Here is a 15,533-nt window from a genome sequence, read left to right as displayed (position 1 = left end):
TGTCCGGCTCCTCCTCGGGCCGTTTGCGGCCCGCATCGTCGTCAGACTCCGTGCTTAGTAACGCCCAAATGCAAGCGCCACGTTGTGGCCGCCGAACCCGAACGAGTTGTTGATCGCGTAGCGGTAATCGCCGTAGCGGGGCTCGCCTGCGACAACATCAAGGTCGATCTCGGGGTCCGGGGTTTCGTAGTTGAGGGTCGGTGGGATGACGCCGTCCCGAAGGGTCAACACCGTAAGAACCGATTCAAGGGCACCAACAGCGCCGATGGAGTGGCCGAGTGCCGACTTCGGCGCATACACCGCGGCCTGGTCACAACCGGCCACCCGCAACGCGTTGGCTTCGGCGGCATCGCCGATGGGGGTAGCCGTTCCGTGCGCGTTGACGTGGTCGATGTCCTTGGGGGACAGGCCCGCCAGCTCCATCGATCGCTGCATCGCTCGGCCGGCGCGGACACCGTCGGCCGCGGGCGCCACCATGTGGAAGGCGTCCGACGTGATGCCGGCACCCATCAACCGGGCCAACGGTTTGGCACCGCGGGCCTTGGCGTGCTCCTCGGTCTCGATGAGCAGCAGCGCCCCGGCTTCGCCGAACACGAAGCCATCGCGGTCCTTGTCGAACGGCCGCGACGCACGTTCGGGCTCGTCGTTGCGGGTAGACATGGCCCGCATCATGGAGAACGCCGCGATCGGCAGCGCCTCGATGGGACCTTCGACGCCGCCGCAGACGGCGACATCGGCGTCACCCATGACGATCTGACGCCACGCGTGCGCGATCGCCTCGGAGCCCGACGAACACGCCGAAACCGGAGTAATCACGCCGGCGCGGGCGCCCAGCTGCAAACCGATCACGGCCGCGGCACCGTTGGGCATGATCATCTGAACGGCGAGCGGGGACACCTTGCGGGGCCCGCCCTCGTTCATCAGGTCGTAGCTCTCGACGATCCGCTCGGCGCCACCGAGACCGGTACCCACCACGACGGTGAACCGGTCCGGATCTACCTCCGGGGTGCCGGCGGACTCCCAGAGTTGTCCGCCTAGCAGCTTGCCCATCCGTTGGACATATGACATGCGCCGCATGTCGAGCCGGCCCATGTGGTTGTCAACGGGATCCTTCAAGTGGCCGCCGATCTTGACCGGCAGGTCCCACTTGGTGAGGTAATCGTCTTCGAGGACGTGGATGCCGCTCTCGCCGGCCAACAAACCCTTCCACGTGCCCTCGATGTCCGGCGAGATCGACGTCGTCGCTGTGACAGCGGTTACCACGACGTCCTTAAAAGGAGCGCCGCGGTAACCGCCATTAGCAGTGGAAGGCTTGGTCACTTGCTCTCTGCTTCCAGCCTCGCCTTGACGTTGGCAACGGCCTCGGGGTTCTCCGTCTCGAGCTTGGCCCGCAGCGCCTCGGCGGCCTCGGGGTTCTCTTCCTCGAGCTTCTGGATGTAGGCGACGACGTCACCGACGGTACGCAGACCGGCGAGGTCCTCGTCGGGGATCTTCACGCCGTACTTGTCCTCGGTCTGTACGGCGATCTCAACCATCGACAGCGAGTCGATGTCCAGGTCGTCGACAAACGACTTCTCCGGGGTGACCTCGGAGGGCTCGATGCCGGTGACCTCTTCGATGATCTCGGCGATACCGGCGATGATTTCTTCCTGACTGACGGCCACAGTTAGCTTCCCTTCGTAATATGTTGTGTGTAAATCGAATTGACGTGCTGAGGTTTCTGGACGTGACGGTTGGTTATAGGTTCGTCAACTCGTCCAGATCTGCGGGTGACTTGACGGCGCGCGTCGGAACCCCCCGAAGTTCGCGTTTGGCGATACCAGTGAGCGTTCCCGCCGGGGGGAACTCGACAATCGCCGTGACATTGTGCTCACGCATGGTCGCGGTGCACAGGTCCCAGCGCACTGGTTGAGTGAGCTGAGCGACCAGGGTCTCCATCGCGGCGGCCGCGGAGGTGACCGGCTTTCCGTCGCAGTTGGACAGCAGCATCGCGGTGGGTTCGGCGGTAACGATGCGGGCCGCCGCTGCGGCGAAGCCTTCCAGGGCCGGCGCCATGAACTGGGTGTGGAACGCCCCGGCGACGCCCAGCGCCCGCACGCGCGCCCTGGCCGGTGGGTCCTCCGTGAGTTTTTCCAACGCGGTCAACCGACCGGCGGCGACGATCTGGCCGGCGGCGTTGCGGTTGGCGGGGACCAAGTCGAGCTGGTCGAGACGGCTGAGCACCTCGGCCTCTTCGCCGCCGAGCAGGGCGGCCATGCCGGTGGGCTCGGTGGCGCACGCCTTGGCCATTTCGGCACCCCGGGTGGCAGCCAACGAGACGGCGTCATCGGCCGCCATCACACCGGCGATCGCGTAGGCGGCGATTTCGCCGACGGAGTGCCCGGCAACGATGAACTCTTGCCCGGCGAGCAACCCCTGCCTGATCAGCTCCTGGTGGGCCAACAGCGTGGCCGCAACAATCAGGGGCTGAGCGACCGCGGTGTCGGTGATCTCCTCGGTCGTCGCGGTGGTGCCCAGCCGCGCCAGGTCCAAGCCACTGGCCTGTGACCAGGAGGCGACCTGGTCTGCTGCGCCTGGCAGTTCCAGCCACGGCGACAGCATGCCCTCGGTCTGGGAACCCTGTCCGGGTGCAAGCAACGCAATCACGTGTCTAAGAGAACACTGTGAAGACGGTTTTGCGCGGTGTAACAGATTATGAACCTCGTCTTAGGTTTTTGTGGACACCCTACAAAACAGGCCCGTAAGCTACGTGTTTGAGATCGGGCCGCGATCTGTCATCTAAATCACTATATTCGCTGATTGCGTTGTTAGGCCCCTTCTGAACCCCGTCTGACCGGGAGTGGAACCGCCGACACGGCATTGTTGCCCGGGCCGGATGGAGGGGTCGGGTAGTTCAGTTGGCCGACGGTGGCGGCCACCCGAAGGACGTAGGCGTCCCGCGGCTGGGTGGGATCACGCCCGGTGAAGTCGGTGATCCGTTTGAGTCGATACCGGATCGTGTTTGGATGAACGAACAACTTCCTGGCACAAGCCTCAATAGCGCCGCCACAATCTAAATACGCGTCCAGTGTCTCGATCAGCGTCGGGCCGGCATCGGCCAGCGGCCGCATCACATCGGTGTGCAACGCCACGATGGCCGACGCGTCACCCATGAGGGCGCGCTCGGGCAGCAACTCTCGGGCCAGCACCGGGCGCGGCGCCCCCCGCCAGCCAGCAACCGCGTTCATGCCGGAGATCGCCTCACTGGCGCTGTGGAAGGCGGCGGTCAGCATGGGGGCGGTTGGCCCAATCACCACTGGTCCGTCAGAAAACGCTTCCAGCAAGCTTTTCAAGAACTTGTCAGTGGGCGCCAGTTGGCCGGACACGATCGCGACCAGCCAGGTGCCGTGCACGTCGGTGAGCGCCGCGCGACCATGGCGGGCGGCGGTATCGCGGACGTCTTGACTGGCACGCTCGCTGCCGTCGGGACCATCGCGCCCGGGTGTCGGCGTGCCCACCACCACCGTCGCCGGCGCAGTGGTGTCCCAGTTCAACGCGGCCGCCCGGGAAAGAAGTTCGGGACCCGTATCGCCGCGGACCACCGCGTCGACCACGCTGGCCTCCATGCGGCTGTCCCAGGTGCCACGCGCTTCGGCCGCGTCGGCGTAGGCCGAGGCGGCGGTGAACGCCAAGTCCCGGCTGTACTTCAAGATGCCCACGGTCAGGGCGGTCAGTTGTTCTTCGGAGCGGGCCAGCAGTGGCACCACTTCCTCGAAGAACTCCATGGTGACGCGCACCATATCGACGGTGTGGCGCAGCGCGATTCGGCGCGTCAAGTCCTGTGGCACCAGCTCGAACGCCTGTGCGGTGTAGCTGACGTCGCTGCGCGGGTTTTGCATCCATTCGGCGAAGTTCACCACGGCCGTCTGCACCACCAGGGCCACACTGGCGCGCTGGGACGCTTCCAAGTCGGCGAAAAACGGCAGCCGCTCTTGCATTGCCGAGACCGCTTCGGTGGCCAGCCGGCCGGAATATTGCTTCAACCGCCGCAGCAGTGAGTCGGGCACGGTTTCCAGCAGCTCGAGCGGCGACCTGTAGGACGCGAGCCGTGCGAGCGGCAAGAGCTGGTTGTCGTTCACTCCTAAAAGCTACGCCTGATTTCTGGAAGATTCCGCCAAAAACGCCGCTGTCGGTCTTTGCGAGGTGTCGTGACGCCAGCGACGAGCTGCGACGATCGCCGACAAGCTGCGACGAAGCCGTGCCTATGCGACCCCAGAGTCGGAGGTCTGCTCGGGTGCCGCCTGCACGTCGTCGATCCGGTATTGACGCGCGGCCGCGACGGCCACCGACGGCTCGATAGCACCGTCGCGGGCGAGCGCCTCGAGCACCGCGACCACCTGTGACTCGGCGTCGGTGTTGAAGTAGCGCCGGGCGGCGGGCCGGGTGTCGGAAAAGCCGAACCCGTCGGTGCCCAGTGTGAGGTAGGTGCCCGGCACCCAGGGCCGAATCTGTTCGGGCACCGCACGCATCCAGTCCGATACGGCAACCACCGGGCCGCTGGCAGCCTGCAACACCTGCGTCACGTAGGGGGTGCCCGCGGGCTGGTCGGGGTGGCGCAGCCGCTGCTTTTCCACCGATACCCCGTCGCGGTTCAGCTCGCCCCAACTGGTCACCGACCACACGTCGGCTGCGACGTCCCACTCGGCGGCCAGCATCTGCGCCGCCTTCAGCGCATCGGGCATTGCCACCCCGGAAGCCAGGATCTGGGCCTGGTGTCGGCGTTGCTCCGGAGCGGCGTGGTACCGATACATGCCGCGCAGCACGCCTTCGGGGTCGAAGTTCTCCGGCTCGGGCGGCTGAACATAGGGCTCGTTGTAAACGGTGATGTAGAAGTACACGTTCTCCGGGTTCTCGCCGAACATCCGGGACAGGCCGCTTTCGATGATGTAGGCCAGCTCGTAGGCAAACGCCGGGTCGTAGGAGACCACCGCGGGGTTGGTCGCGGCCAGCAGCAGCGAGTGGCCATCGGCGTGCTGTAGGCCCTCGCCTGTCAGCGTGGTGCGCCCCGCCGTGGCCCCCAGCACGAACCCGCGCGACATCTGGTCGGCCGCAGCCCAAAAGCCGTCGCCGGTGCGTTGGAACCCGAACATCGAATAGAAGATGTAGATCGGGATCATCGGTTCGTTGTGGGTCGCGTAGGAGGTGCCGGCGGCGGTGAACGAGCCCACCGACCCGGCTTCGTTGATGCCCTCATGCAAGATTTGGCCGACGTCGCTTTCCTTGTAGGCCAACATCAATTCGGCGTCGACGGCGGTATAGAGCTGACCGAGGCGGTTATAGATCTTCAGCGACGGGAACCAGGAGTCCATCCCGAAGGTGCGGGCCTCGTCGGGAATGATCGGGACTATGCGATTGCCAATGTTTTTGTCGCGCAACAGTTCTTTGAAGGTGCGTACCAGCGCCATGGTGGTGGCGACTTCCTGCTGTCCGGACCCCTTCTTCAGGACTTTGTAGGCGTCGCGGCCGGGAAGCGTCAGCACCTTGGTCTTGGTCCGGCGCTCGGGAACAAACCCGCCCAGCGCGCGCCGGCGGTCCAGCATGTAGCGGATTTCCGGGGCGTCCGAGCCGGGATGGTAATAGGGCGGCAGGTAGGGGTCTTCGTCGATCTGGGCGTCGCTGATCGGAATTCGCATGGAGTCCCGGAAGTACTTGAGATCTTCTAGGGCAAGCTTTTTCATCTGATGGGTGGCGTTACGGCCCTGGAAATGCGCGCCGAGCGAGTAGCCCTTGATGGTCTTGGCCAGGATCACCGTCGGTTGGCCCTTGTGGTCGACGGCGGCGCGGTAGGCGGCATAGACCTTGCGGTAGTCGTGGCCGCCGCGCTTGAGGCTCCAGATTTCCTGGTCACTCATGTTTTGCACGAGCGCCTTGGTGCGCGGATCGCGTCCAAAAAAGTGATCGCGCACGTAGGCGCCATCGTTGGCCTTGTAGGTCTGATAATCACCATCGGGCGTCGTGTTCATCAGATTCACCAGCGCGCCGTCGCGGTCGGCGTGTAGCAACGCGTCCCATTCGCGGCCCCACACCACTTTGATGACGTTCCAGCCGGCGCCGCGGAAGAACGATTCCAGCTCCTGGATGATCTTGCCGTTGCCGCGGACCGGTCCGTCCAGGCGTTGCAGGTTGCAGTTGATCACGAAGGTCAGGTTGTCCAGGCCCTCCAGCGCCCCCATGTGGGCCAGGCCGCGGCTCTCGGGCTCGTCCATCTCACCGTCACCCAAAAAGCACCACACGTGCTGATCGGAGGTGTCTTTGATGCCGCGATCATGCAGGTAGTGGTTGAACCGGGCCTGATAGATGGCGTTGAGGGGGCCCAGGCCCATCGACACGGTGGGGAATTCCCAAAAATCGGGCATCAGCCGCGGGTGCGGGTAGGACGGCAATCCGCCGGCGGGATGGCTGTGTTCCTGGCGGAAGCCATCAAGTTGATCCGCGCTGAGTCGCCCTTCCAGGAAGGCGCGCGCGTAAATTCCGGGCGAAGCGTGGCCCTGGATGAACACTTGATCGCCACCGCCGGGATGCGATTTGCCCCGGAAGAAGTGGTTGAAGCCCACCTCGTAGAGCGCCGCTGAGGAGGCGTAGGTCGAAATGTGGCCGCCGACGCCGACTCCCGGGCGCTGGGCGCGGTGCACCATGATCGCCGCGTTCCATCTGATCCACGTACGGTAGCGACGTTCGACATCCTCATCGCCAGGAAACCAGGGTTCCAGCTCGGTCGGGATGGTGTTGACGTAATCGGTCGACGTCAACGACGGAATGGCGACGCGCTGGTCACCGGCTCGCTCCAGTAGCCGCAACATCAGGTACCGCGCCCGCGCCGGCCCGGAGCGCGCGAGCAGCCCGTCGAAAGACTCCAGCCATTCCGACGTCTCTTCGGGGTCGATGTCGGGCAGATAAGACGCCACGCCTTCCCGGATCACCCGAACCCGATCGGGTTCGCTTGCGCTGCTTGGGGTTTTGGCCATGCCTTGGCCGGCGAGCTCGGTGGTCAACTTCTGCTCCTCAGTCGACGAGGGTTCTGCTTCGGATGGTCGGGTGCTCCGTCCCCCTATCGTGCCGCACCGGCACGGCGTCCGGATAACCGACGCTGCCTCCAAGCCGAAATGGGTGCGTCGGGGCAAATCAAGCTCTGACCCGGTAACGTCACTAGCCGTGCTCATCGGATGGCGTGCTGTCCCTCGCAGGCACGGGGGGGCTTTGTCCAGTCTCAGCTCTAGGCGGGGTGCTCTGGCTCTCGGATTCACCGCCACGCTGTTGATCGGAATCGTGGGGTGTACCAGCGTCATCGACGGCACGGCCGCCCCGGACACCAGGGTCGCGTCGGCGTACCGGTCTTCGGTGTCGCTGTCCGTGTCGGCCTCGTCGGCGACATCGCGGGTTCGTGAGTCCCAGCGGCAGCAGTCGCTCACCACCCAAGCGATTCGCAGCTCATGCGACGCGCTTGCCACCACGAGCAAAGACGCCATCGACAGGGTCAACAACTTCGTCTCGGCGTATAACGCGGGCCGCAGCACCGGCCCGACGGAGGGCCCGGCCATCGAGGCGCTCAACAACAGCGCATCTGCGGTAACCGGCAGTCTCAGCGGGGCGCTGTCGTCGGAAATGCGGGATTCGCTCAATGCCTACGCCGACGCGGCGCGTTCGGTAGCCAAGGCCATCGGCACGCACGCTCCGACGGGCGAGTTCAACCGGCGAGTCGATCAGCTCAACGACACCAAAACGAAGGCGTTGAAACTGTGCGTGGCCGCCTTATGAGGCGGCCGTATTGGTTCGCGCGGGTCTGTGCGACGATAGTGCCCATCGCACTTCGCGTGGCTGGTTAAGGGAGGTTCCACGGTGGTCGCGGCGGATCACGCCCCGAGTTACGCTCGCAAACTTGGAATCCAACGAGGCCAAATCGTCCAGGAGTGGGGCTGGGACGAAGACACCGACGATGAAATCCGGGTAGCGATCGAGGAAGCCTGTGGCAGCGAGCTGCTCGATGAGGACACCGACGAGGTCGTCGACGTCGCACTGCTGTGGTGGCGCGACGGCGACGGGGATCTGGTGGACACCCTGATGGACGCGATCACCCCGCTCGCCGAGGACGGCGTGGTCTGGGTGCTGACGCCCAAGACGGGCCAGCCGGGTCACGTGCTGCCCGCCGAGATCGCCGAGGCCGCCCCGACCGCCGGCCTGATGCCGACCTCGTCGGTCAACCTCAACAATTGGAGTGCTAGTCGACTGGTCCAGCCGAAGTCGCGGGCCGGGAAGCGCTGATGCTCGGCGTCGGAGACACCGCTCCGAATTTCACGCTGCGCGACCAGAATCAGCAGCCGGTATCGCTCACCGACTACCGCGACGCCAAGAACGTGCTGCTGGTGTTCTTTCCGCTGGCTTTCACCGGCATCTGTCAGGGCGAGTTGGATCAGCTGCGTGACCACCTGCCGGAGTTCGAGAACGACGGCAGTGCGGTGCTGGCCATATCGGTGGGCCCACCGCCCACCCACAAGGTCTGGGCGGCCCAGAGCGGGTTCCTGTTCCCGGTGTTGTCGGATTTCTGGCCGCACGGCGCGGTCAGCCAGGCCTTCGGTGTGTTCAACGACGCCGCCGGCATCTCCAATCGCGGAACCTTTGTGGTCGACCGGTCGGGGATTATCCGGTTCGCCGAGATGAAACAACCCGGTGAGGCGCGTGATCAGCGGTTGTGGTCCGAGGCGTTGGCGGCATTACAGGCTTGAGCGGACTTCGACGTTTTGGGTGTTGACGTCTAGGGCGTGTAGCCTGCGGCGGGCATAGGGCGCGTAGCTCAGTGGTAGAGCTCTGGTTTTACACACCAGCGGTCGGCGGTTCGATACCGTCCGCGCCCACCAAGGTTCTGCAGGGTTTGTGCCATGCCGTCGCAGCTGCGCGGCTGGGAACCAGACGGGACTATCAGCCGCAACCGTGGGGCTGGTCTTGCCGGCCGGGACCCCGGCGCCGACAACGACTTATCCGGCTCGTTTGCGACGGCCGAGGCGCGCTGCGTTTCGTTGTCGGTGGCGAACTGGGTATGGCAGTGTCTGGGGCGTGAAGGAACCATCTGGAATACCGGCCGACAGTGCCACGGCGGGGAAAACGGCACCGCCGGTGCGGCCGCTGGCGTCGGACCAGCAACCGGCGACCAAGGCGGACCTGTATGCCGCGGTCGATGCGATGCGCGCCGACATGCGTGAACTGCTAGAACAGATCAGCACTCTGATTCGGGAAGCAAATCAGAAATAGGCCGGCCGGCTGACCGGCATGATGAACGGGTGAGGCCATTTCGTATCGACGTTCCCGACGACGTTCTCGATGACCTGCAATCGCGATTGGCGCACACGCGCTGGCCGGAGCCGGAGTGTGTTCCGGACTGGAGCCAGGGCATCCCGCTGAGTTACACCCGCGACCTGGCCGCCTACTGGGCTACCGAGTACGACTGGCGGGCGCGGGAGGCCGCGCTGAACCGCTTCGACCAGTACGTCACCGAAATCGACGGTTTGGACATTCACTTCATCCATCAACGGTCACCGCACCAGGACGCCTTTCCGCTGGTGATCACCCATGGCTGGCCGGGATCGATTGTCGAGTTTCAGAAGGTGATTGGGCCGCTGACCAATCCGACGTCTCACGGCGGACGCGCCGAGGACGCTTTCCACGTTGTGTGCCCATCGCTTCCCGGGTACGGCTTCTCGGGCAAGCCCACCGGCACCGGCTGGGGCGTCGAAAGGATCGCGCAGGCTTGGGAAACGCTGATGCAGCGTCTCGGCTACCTGCGCTATGGTGCGCAGGGCGGCGACTGGGGTGCGGCCGTCACCACCCAAATCGCCCGCATCGGCGGTCACTGTGCGGCCATTCATCTGAACATGCCGATCGCGATGCCGACGCCTGCGGCGCTGACCAATCCAACCGCAGCGGAGCAGGCGGCGCTGACCACGTTGGCGCATCACCGGAAATGGGGAACCGGGTATTCCAAACAGCAGTCCACCCGACCTCAGACGGTGGGCTACGGGCTGACCGATTCGCCGGTGGGACAACTGGCTTGGATCGTGGAGAAGTTCTGGGCATGGATGGACTGCGACGGCAACCCCGAGAATGTGCTCACCCGAGACGAGCTGCTGGACAACGTGATGATGTATTGGGTGACCGCCGCCGCGGCCTCGTCGGCTCGCCTGTATTGGGAGAGCTTCAAAGTGTGGGGCCAGACGGATCGGGTCGAATTGCCCACCGGGGTCGCTTCGTTTCCCAAGGAGATCCTGCGCGCTCCGCGAGCGTGGTGCGAACAGAACTACACCATCACTCACTGGACCACCATGCCGCGCGGGGGACACTTTGCCGCGTTCGAACAACCGCAGCTGTTCGTCGAGGACGTGCGCAACTTCTTTGCCACCGTGCGCTGCCCCGCCGACACCCCGTGGCGAGAGTGAATTTGCCGACTCAACACGCCGGTTTGGCATCGTGGATTGCACACTCGACGCCAACGAGAGCACGCTGGCACCCATGCATATGATCAGCGGCCTGCGAGATCCCGCCGCGAGTTTTCCCTTGCGGTCTTCATTCGATGATGTGGCAGAACGCCGTCGGGCCAACCGCGCCGTGGCTCTCAGCGCGGTTGGCCTGGGATTGACGGGCCTGATCGAACTCGCGATTGCCGCCATTTCCGGCTCAGTGGCGTTGTTGGGCGACGCGTTGCACAACCTGTCCGATGTGTTGACCAGTGTCTTGGTGTTCGTCGGATTCCGGGCGTCACGCAAGTTGCCCACCGACCGAAACCCCTATGGTTTCGAACGCGCTGAAGACCTCGCGGGAGTCGGTGTGGCCCTGGTGATCTGGGCCAGTGCGGTGGTCGCGGGGGTGGAGAGTGTGGAAAAGCTGTTGCGGCACGGGGAGACTCGCAATGTTGGCTGGGGTATCGGCGCCGCGCTGACGGCGATTGTGGGCAATCAACTGGTCGCGCGCTACAAGCTCGTCGTGGGCCGACGCATCCAGTCGGCGACCCTGATCGCCGATGCCCGTCATTCCTGGCTGGACGCACTGTCCTCGGCGGGGGCACTGCTGGGACTGTGCGGGGTCGCTGCGGGCTGGACATGGGCCGACGGGGTCGCCGGCATCGTGGTGACGGGGTTCATCTGCCATGTCGGTTGGGAGGTGACTGCCGAGATTGGGCACCGGCTGCTCGACGGGGTCGACCCGGAGGTCATCGCCACCGCGGAGGCAGTCGCCGCGGAAACACCAGGGATCAGCCACGCGCACGCGCGTGCCCGCTGGACGGGACGCACGCTGCGGGTGGAGGTCGAGGGCTGGGTCGATTCCGCCGCCTCGGTGGCCGACGCCGACGATATCGGCCGTCAGGTCGCCGACCGGCTTGCCGCCAGGTTGCCTCAGATGCGCAGTTTCACCTGGGCCGCGCGGGGCGCATAGCTTGGCCGGGACCTCCGTTGCTAGACGATGCGCCACCCTCGCCGCGCGCGAAACCGCATGTCCCACAGGTAAAGCTGATACCCGAAGAGCCACGCCCGATGCGGAATCAACCGGTCGGCCAGCCGGAGGGCGGACAACAGCCATTCGAAGCGGCGCTGCTGGGCCTGCGACCATCCCAGCCGCATCAGCTCGCGAAACTCCGGCGCTAAGAATCCCGTGGTGGCGAACAGATTGAACGGGCCCGCCAGCAGCCGTAGCGGCCGCGCCAGAAACGCCATCGAGGCCACCCCGCGCAGGTGTTCCCGCACCGGCGGGTCGATGTGCAGCTCGTCGAGCGAGCGCTTCCAGTATTCGGCGAAGGCGACCCGGTCCGGCGGCCACATGCGTTCGGGTACCTGCAGTGTGGTGCCTAATCGCTTGGCGTCGCGGTAGATCGAGTCGGCGGCGGTGTCGTCGAGCGGGCCATGCAAGAACTCGTGTTGGTCGACAAAGTAGCGGTATAGACAGGCCGCCACCCACAGCTGCAACTTGGGGTCGAACGCGTTGTAGGACACCGGGCTCGAGGCGGTCGACCGAACCTGTCTGTGGACGGCGTCCACCGCGTTGCGCATCAGGGCCCGGTCGGATTCGGTGCCGATGGTCGCCACCGCCAGGTAAGTGCCGGTTGTCCGGGCGCGCTTGAAGGGATGCTGGTAGACGTTGCCGCTGTCCACCGGGCTTTCCAGCACGCCATAGCCGACGCCCGGCAAGGACAGCTGCATGATTACGTTGGCCGCCGGCAGCAACACCGCGGCCGGGTTCAACAGGTCGGCGACCCGGGTCGCGGGCCGCCTCATCGCGGATCGAGCCCCATGTCAACGAGTAGACCACGTGTCCGCCGTCGTCGGGTTGAGATGGTCGGTCCTGGTGCGTTGGTACCGGCATGGCAGCGGTATGAGACGCTGCCAGGGTGTTGTCGTCGGCGCGGCAGACCCGGATCCTTGGCGTGCTGGCCGGCTACCTGGCAGACCTCGCCGTGGGCGACCCCAAACGAGGTCACCCGGTCGCGGTGTTCGGGCGGCTGGCCGCCAAGTTGGAGCAGATCACCTACCGCGACAACCGGGTGGCCGGAGCGGTGCACGTGACGGTCTTGGTGAGTGCGGCCGCCCTGGTCGGGGCCGCCATGCAGCGGTGTCGCGGGGGCCTGTGGTTCGCCACGGCCACGGCCACGGCCACCTGGATCTCTCTGGGAGGAACCTCGCTGGCACGCACCGGCCTAACGATGTCTGACCTGTTGGAGCGCGGCGACGTCGAGGCGGCGCGCCGGCAGCTGCCCGCATTGTGCGGGCGGGATCCGGACCAGCTGGACGTGGCGGGCCTGACCCGCGCGGCGCTGGAGTCCGTTGCCGAGAACACCTCCGACGCCCAGGTGGCGCCCTTGCTCTGGGCGATGGTGGGAGGCGCGCCCGGAGTGCTGGGCTACCGTGCGATCAACACCTTGGATTCCATGATCGGCTATCGCTCGCCACGCTATCGCCGCTTCGGTTGGGCCGCAGCACGTTTGGACGATCTGGCCAACTATCTCGCCGCCCGCGTGACCGCTGCGCTGGTGGTGATATGCGCGCCGGTCATCGGCGGATCGCTCTCGGATGCGGTGCGGGCCTGGCGCCGCGACGCCGAACGGCACCCCAGCCCGAACGCCGGAGTCGTCGAGGCGGCGTTCGCCGGGGCTCTTCGCGTGCAACTGGGCGGCCCCACGCAGTATCGCTACGAGCTGCAGATCCGGCCGACGCTGGGGGCTGGGCGACAACCCACCGTGGCCGATCTGCGGAGGGCGGTGATGTTGTCGCGGCTGGTGCAGGCCGCGGCGGCCGGGTGTGCGCTCTTGTCGCTCTACCGCCGCCGACCGTAGCGGTCGGCGAGCTTCTCGTCGACGCTCATCGGCTTGTCCGCCGGTTTAGCCACCGGTGTTTCCCGCCGGCGCGCGCGCATCTCGGCGTAGACGAAATAACCCAATCCGATGGGCGCCAGGATGCCGAACGAAATCCATTGGATGCCGTAGGACAGGAATGGTCCGGAGTCCAGGTGCGGCACGCCGAGTAGTCCCAGCCCGCCGGGCTGGTCCTCGACCAACTGCAGATATGACCCGGTCAGTGGGACTCCAGTCAGCGCCGAGATCTGTCCGGTGTTGATCGAGTACACCTGCCGGAAACCATCCCGGGTGAACGGCTTCTTGCCCGGCACGACGGGTTCGGAGTCACGCAGTCGCCCCGTGATGGTCACGGTTTGCTCGGGCGGGCGTGCAAACGCCGGAACGTGCGAGCCCGGCTCGGGCCGCACAAACCCGCGGTCGACAAGAACGGTCGGTCCGTCGTCGACGGCGAACGGGGCCAACACCTCGAAGGCCTGGTCCCCTGCTACGACGCGCAGCCGGGCTACCACCTGACCACCGGGCAGGTAATGCCCAGTGGTCGTCACCCTGCGCCATTGCGAGTCGGGCGCCGATGAATCCTGTTGTGGAAGAAGTGTTGTCAGTGGTACGGGCGGTGTGTTGAGGGAGTGGTCGATCTGGCGGTTCTCCCGGGAGGTCTTGGTGTTCTTTCCCAGCTGCCAGGGCGCCAGCACGGTGAAGCACAGGTAGGTGAAGGCGATGACGACCAAGCCCAGCGCTATCCACCCGGGTCGCATCAAGAACGCCAGGCGGCGCATCACCCCGACCCATTCTGAGCCAGCCGCTCGTCGACCCAGCCGTGCAGGCCGGGCAAGGCGGCCTCGATTACCTCGAAAACCTGCTCGAAGTCGGCATGCTCGCCGTAGTAGGGATCCTCCACATCGGGGATGTGGGCACCCGACCGCGGGTCGAATGACCGCAGCATCCGTAGCCTGCTCTCCGCGGCGCCTAGCTGACGCAACAGCCGAGCATGGTTGCGGCCCAGGGCAATGATCAGATCTGCCGCCAGATGGTCGGCGTTGACCTGGGCGGCACAGTGCTCGGTGGGGTAGCCGTGGGCGCGCAGGACCCGCCTCGCGCGCTCGTCGAGTCCGCTGCCGACGTGCCAGTTGCCGGTGCCCGCGCTGGTCACCCGCACCGCGCCGCCCAGCCCCCGTTCCTTGAGTTGGTGGGCGAACATCTTCTCCGCCATCGGGGAGCGACAGATGTTGCCGGTGCACACAAACGTGACGTGCAAAGATGCCTCGGACCCGAGGTACCGGCCGTCTGGATCAGACACCGAGCGCCTCCCGCAGCTCGTCGACCGTCGCAGCATGCAGCAATGCGGTGCTGGGCTCGTCGTTGCCGAAGTCGTCCTGGCCGTAACCCCAGCCGACCACGATCGTCTCGATGCCGTGCGCCGCGGCCCCTTCCACATCATGGCTGCGGTCTCCGACCATCAGCACACGCTCCGGTAATGGCTGCAGCTGCGCCAGCGCGTGTGCCAGCACCTCGGTCTTGTTGCTACGGGTGCCATCGCCGGTCGCTCCGGCTACGACCTCGAAATGCTGATCGAGCCCGAAATGGGTGAGGATACGGCGCGCCGTGTGCTCCAACTTGGATGTGGCCACGGCCAGCCGGATGCCGGCGGCGCGCAGGTCTGCCAGCAGCGCTGCGATCCCGTCGAACGGGGTGTTCATCGCCCAGCCGCGGGCGGCGTACTCGGCCCGAAACGCCGCAATCGCCTCGCCGACGCGGTCTCCGAGCGCCATGGAGTGGAAGGTGTCGTCCATCGGCGGGCCGACGATCCGGGCGGCTAGGTCGCCGTCAGGAATGTCGGCACCGATGTGGTCGAGCGCGTGGCGAAAGCTGGCCACGATCCCGTGCGCCGAGTCGGTAAGGGTGCCGTCGAGATCGAAAATTACCAGCTCCGGCGTCCCGGGCGGCATCTGCGCGCGCTGCTGGGCGGCGTCGGGATCGGCCGGCGGATCGGCCGCGATCGAACCTGTCACGCGTTCCATTGTCGTTGATGCGGCGGCGGTCCGAACCAGGAGGCAATGGTGGCCCGGTCGGCACACCGGATTGGCTCGTTCAAGCCCGGCCGGGCGCACTGCGGCAGACCCAAGCGGCCCGGAAACGCAGGTATTCGCGGTGGGCCGGCCAGAGC

Annotated in this window: 16 protein-coding genes and 1 tRNA gene; 8 read left to right on the top strand and 9 right to left on the bottom strand. The window is 65.8% G+C overall.

All coding sequences use genetic code 11. The features are described 5' to 3' along the window. Positions 1–54: 54 nt before the first annotated feature. From kasA to aceE, 5 genes are all read right to left on the bottom strand, one after another. Positions 55–1,320, bottom strand: coding sequence for a 3-oxoacyl-ACP synthase KasA (kasA, locus tag MB901379_RS14515; protein ID WP_158017306.1), 1,266 nt, complete (start codon positions 1,318–1,320; stop codon positions 55–57). Continuing rightward, on the bottom strand, positions 1,317–1,664 hold the full coding sequence (gene acpM, locus MB901379_RS14510; RefSeq protein ID WP_069421213.1) for a meromycolate extension acyl carrier protein AcpM: 348 nt from the start codon (positions 1,662–1,664) through the stop codon (positions 1,317–1,319). The genes kasA and acpM overlap by 4 nt, the downstream gene beginning before the upstream one ends. Before the next feature lie 73 nt (positions 1,665–1,737). Further along, positions 1,738–2,646 carry an ACP S-malonyltransferase gene (locus tag MB901379_RS14505; protein ID WP_158017305.1) on the bottom strand — a complete coding sequence of 303 codons (909 nt, stop codon included), beginning with the start codon at positions 2,644–2,646 and terminating at the stop codon, positions 1,738–1,740. A gap of 161 nt (positions 2,647–2,807) precedes the next feature. Continuing rightward, the gene (locus tag MB901379_RS14500) at positions 2,808–4,118 is read right to left on the bottom strand and encodes a PucR family transcriptional regulator (protein ID WP_158017304.1); all 1,311 of its coding nucleotides are present in this window, start codon (positions 4,116–4,118) and stop codon (positions 2,808–2,810) included. Between the two features lie 123 nt (positions 4,119–4,241). Then, the gene (gene aceE / locus MB901379_RS14495; protein WP_158019183.1) at positions 4,242–7,004 is read right to left on the bottom strand and encodes a pyruvate dehydrogenase (acetyl-transferring), homodimeric type; all 2,763 of its coding nucleotides are present in this window, start codon (positions 7,002–7,004) and stop codon (positions 4,242–4,244) included. A 187-nt stretch (positions 7,005–7,191) separates the two neighbouring features. On the opposite strand from aceE, the gene MB901379_RS14490 reads away from it, so the two are divergent. The 7 genes from MB901379_RS14490 (at position 7,192) to MB901379_RS14460 (ending at position 11,457) form a co-directional block, all read left to right on the top strand. Then, the gene (locus MB901379_RS14490; RefSeq protein WP_158017303.1) at positions 7,192–7,794 is read left to right on the top strand and encodes a hypothetical protein; all 603 of its coding nucleotides are present in this window, start codon (positions 7,192–7,194) and stop codon (positions 7,792–7,794) included. A gap of 81 nt (positions 7,795–7,875) precedes the next feature. Continuing rightward, entirely contained in the window at positions 7,876–8,298 is a 423-nt protein-coding gene (locus MB901379_RS14485; RefSeq protein WP_158017302.1) for a DUF3052 domain-containing protein, read from the top strand. Beyond that, a complete protein-coding gene (locus MB901379_RS14480) occupies positions 8,298–8,759 on the top strand; it encodes a peroxiredoxin (RefSeq protein ID WP_158017301.1) in 462 nt (153 codons plus the stop codon). The genes MB901379_RS14485 and MB901379_RS14480 overlap by 1 nt, the downstream gene beginning before the upstream one ends. A gap of 57 nt (positions 8,760–8,816) precedes the next feature. After that, positions 8,817–8,891 (top strand) — tRNA-Val (locus MB901379_RS14475). Between the two features lie 196 nt (positions 8,892–9,087). Beyond that, entirely contained in the window at positions 9,088–9,282 is a 195-nt protein-coding gene (locus MB901379_RS14470) for a hypothetical protein (RefSeq protein ID WP_158017300.1), read from the top strand. Positions 9,283–9,311: 29 nt separating this feature from the next. Next, complete coding sequence (locus MB901379_RS14465) at positions 9,312–10,463, top strand: epoxide hydrolase family protein (protein ID WP_158017299.1); 1,152 nt, start codon at positions 9,312–9,314, stop codon at positions 10,461–10,463. A 73-nt stretch (positions 10,464–10,536) separates the two neighbouring features. Next, positions 10,537–11,457: a cation diffusion facilitator family transporter gene (locus tag MB901379_RS14460; RefSeq protein ID WP_158019182.1), complete on the top strand. Its 921-nt coding sequence runs from the start codon at positions 10,537–10,539 to the stop codon at positions 11,455–11,457. A 20-nt stretch (positions 11,458–11,477) separates the two neighbouring features. On the opposite strand, the gene MB901379_RS14455 is transcribed toward MB901379_RS14460, so the two are convergent. Then, positions 11,478–12,293 (bottom strand): oxygenase MpaB family protein, encoded by an 816-nt coding sequence (locus MB901379_RS14455; RefSeq protein WP_197717807.1) that lies wholly within the window; start codon positions 12,291–12,293, stop codon positions 11,478–11,480. Positions 12,294–12,406: 113 nt separating this feature from the next. On the opposite strand from MB901379_RS14455, the gene MB901379_RS14450 reads away from it, so the two are divergent. Next, the gene (locus MB901379_RS14450) at positions 12,407–13,348 is read left to right on the top strand and encodes a cobalamin biosynthesis protein (RefSeq protein ID WP_158017298.1); all 942 of its coding nucleotides are present in this window, start codon (positions 12,407–12,409) and stop codon (positions 13,346–13,348) included. Here MB901379_RS14450 and MB901379_RS14445 read toward each other — a convergent pair. The 3 genes from MB901379_RS14445 to MB901379_RS14435 are packed head-to-tail and all read right to left on the bottom strand — an operon-like array spanning position 13,330 to position 15,378. Then, positions 13,330–14,145, bottom strand: a complete 816-nt coding sequence (locus MB901379_RS14445) for an SURF1 family cytochrome oxidase biogenesis protein (protein ID WP_158019180.1) — start codon at positions 14,143–14,145, stop codon at positions 13,330–13,332. The genes MB901379_RS14450 and MB901379_RS14445 overlap by 19 nt on opposite strands. Further along, positions 14,145–14,624 (bottom strand): low molecular weight protein-tyrosine-phosphatase, encoded by a 480-nt coding sequence (locus MB901379_RS14440; RefSeq protein ID WP_269462795.1) that lies wholly within the window; start codon positions 14,622–14,624, stop codon positions 14,145–14,147. The genes MB901379_RS14445 and MB901379_RS14440 overlap by 1 nt, the downstream gene beginning before the upstream one ends. 34 nt (positions 14,625–14,658) lie before the next feature. Continuing rightward, positions 14,659–15,378 carry an HAD-IA family hydrolase gene (locus MB901379_RS14435; protein ID WP_174237023.1) on the bottom strand — a complete coding sequence of 240 codons (720 nt, stop codon included), beginning with the start codon at positions 15,376–15,378 and terminating at the stop codon, positions 14,659–14,661. Positions 15,379–15,533 lie beyond the last annotated feature (155 nt).

This window comes from Mycobacterium basiliense (genome assembly GCF_900292015.1).
GTDB classification, from domain to species: domain Bacteria; phylum Actinomycetota; class Actinomycetes; order Mycobacteriales; family Mycobacteriaceae; genus Mycobacterium; species Mycobacterium basiliense.
Note: the sequence above shows the minus strand (reverse complement) of the source record. Positions and strands in the feature narration are given on the sequence as shown.

Bases quoted from the DNA above. Each gene is read 5' to 3' on its own strand.
- MB901379_RS14460 (WP_158019182.1), top strand. From the start codon at position 10,537: ATGCATATGATCAGCGGCCTGCGAGATCCCGCCGCGAGTTTTCCCTTG.
- aceE (WP_158019183.1), bottom strand. From the start codon at position 7,004: ATGGCCAAAACCCCAAGCAGCGCAAGCGAACCCGATCGGGTTCGGGTG.
- MB901379_RS14445 (WP_158019180.1), bottom strand. From the start codon at position 14,145: ATGCGCCGCCTGGCGTTCTTGATGCGACCCGGGTGGATAGCGCTGGGC.
- MB901379_RS14455 (WP_197717807.1), bottom strand. From the start codon at position 12,293: ATGAGGCGGCCCGCGACCCGGGTCGCCGACCTGTTGAACCCGGCCGCG.
- MB901379_RS14480 (WP_158017301.1), top strand. From the start codon at position 8,298: ATGCTCGGCGTCGGAGACACCGCTCCGAATTTCACGCTGCGCGACCAG.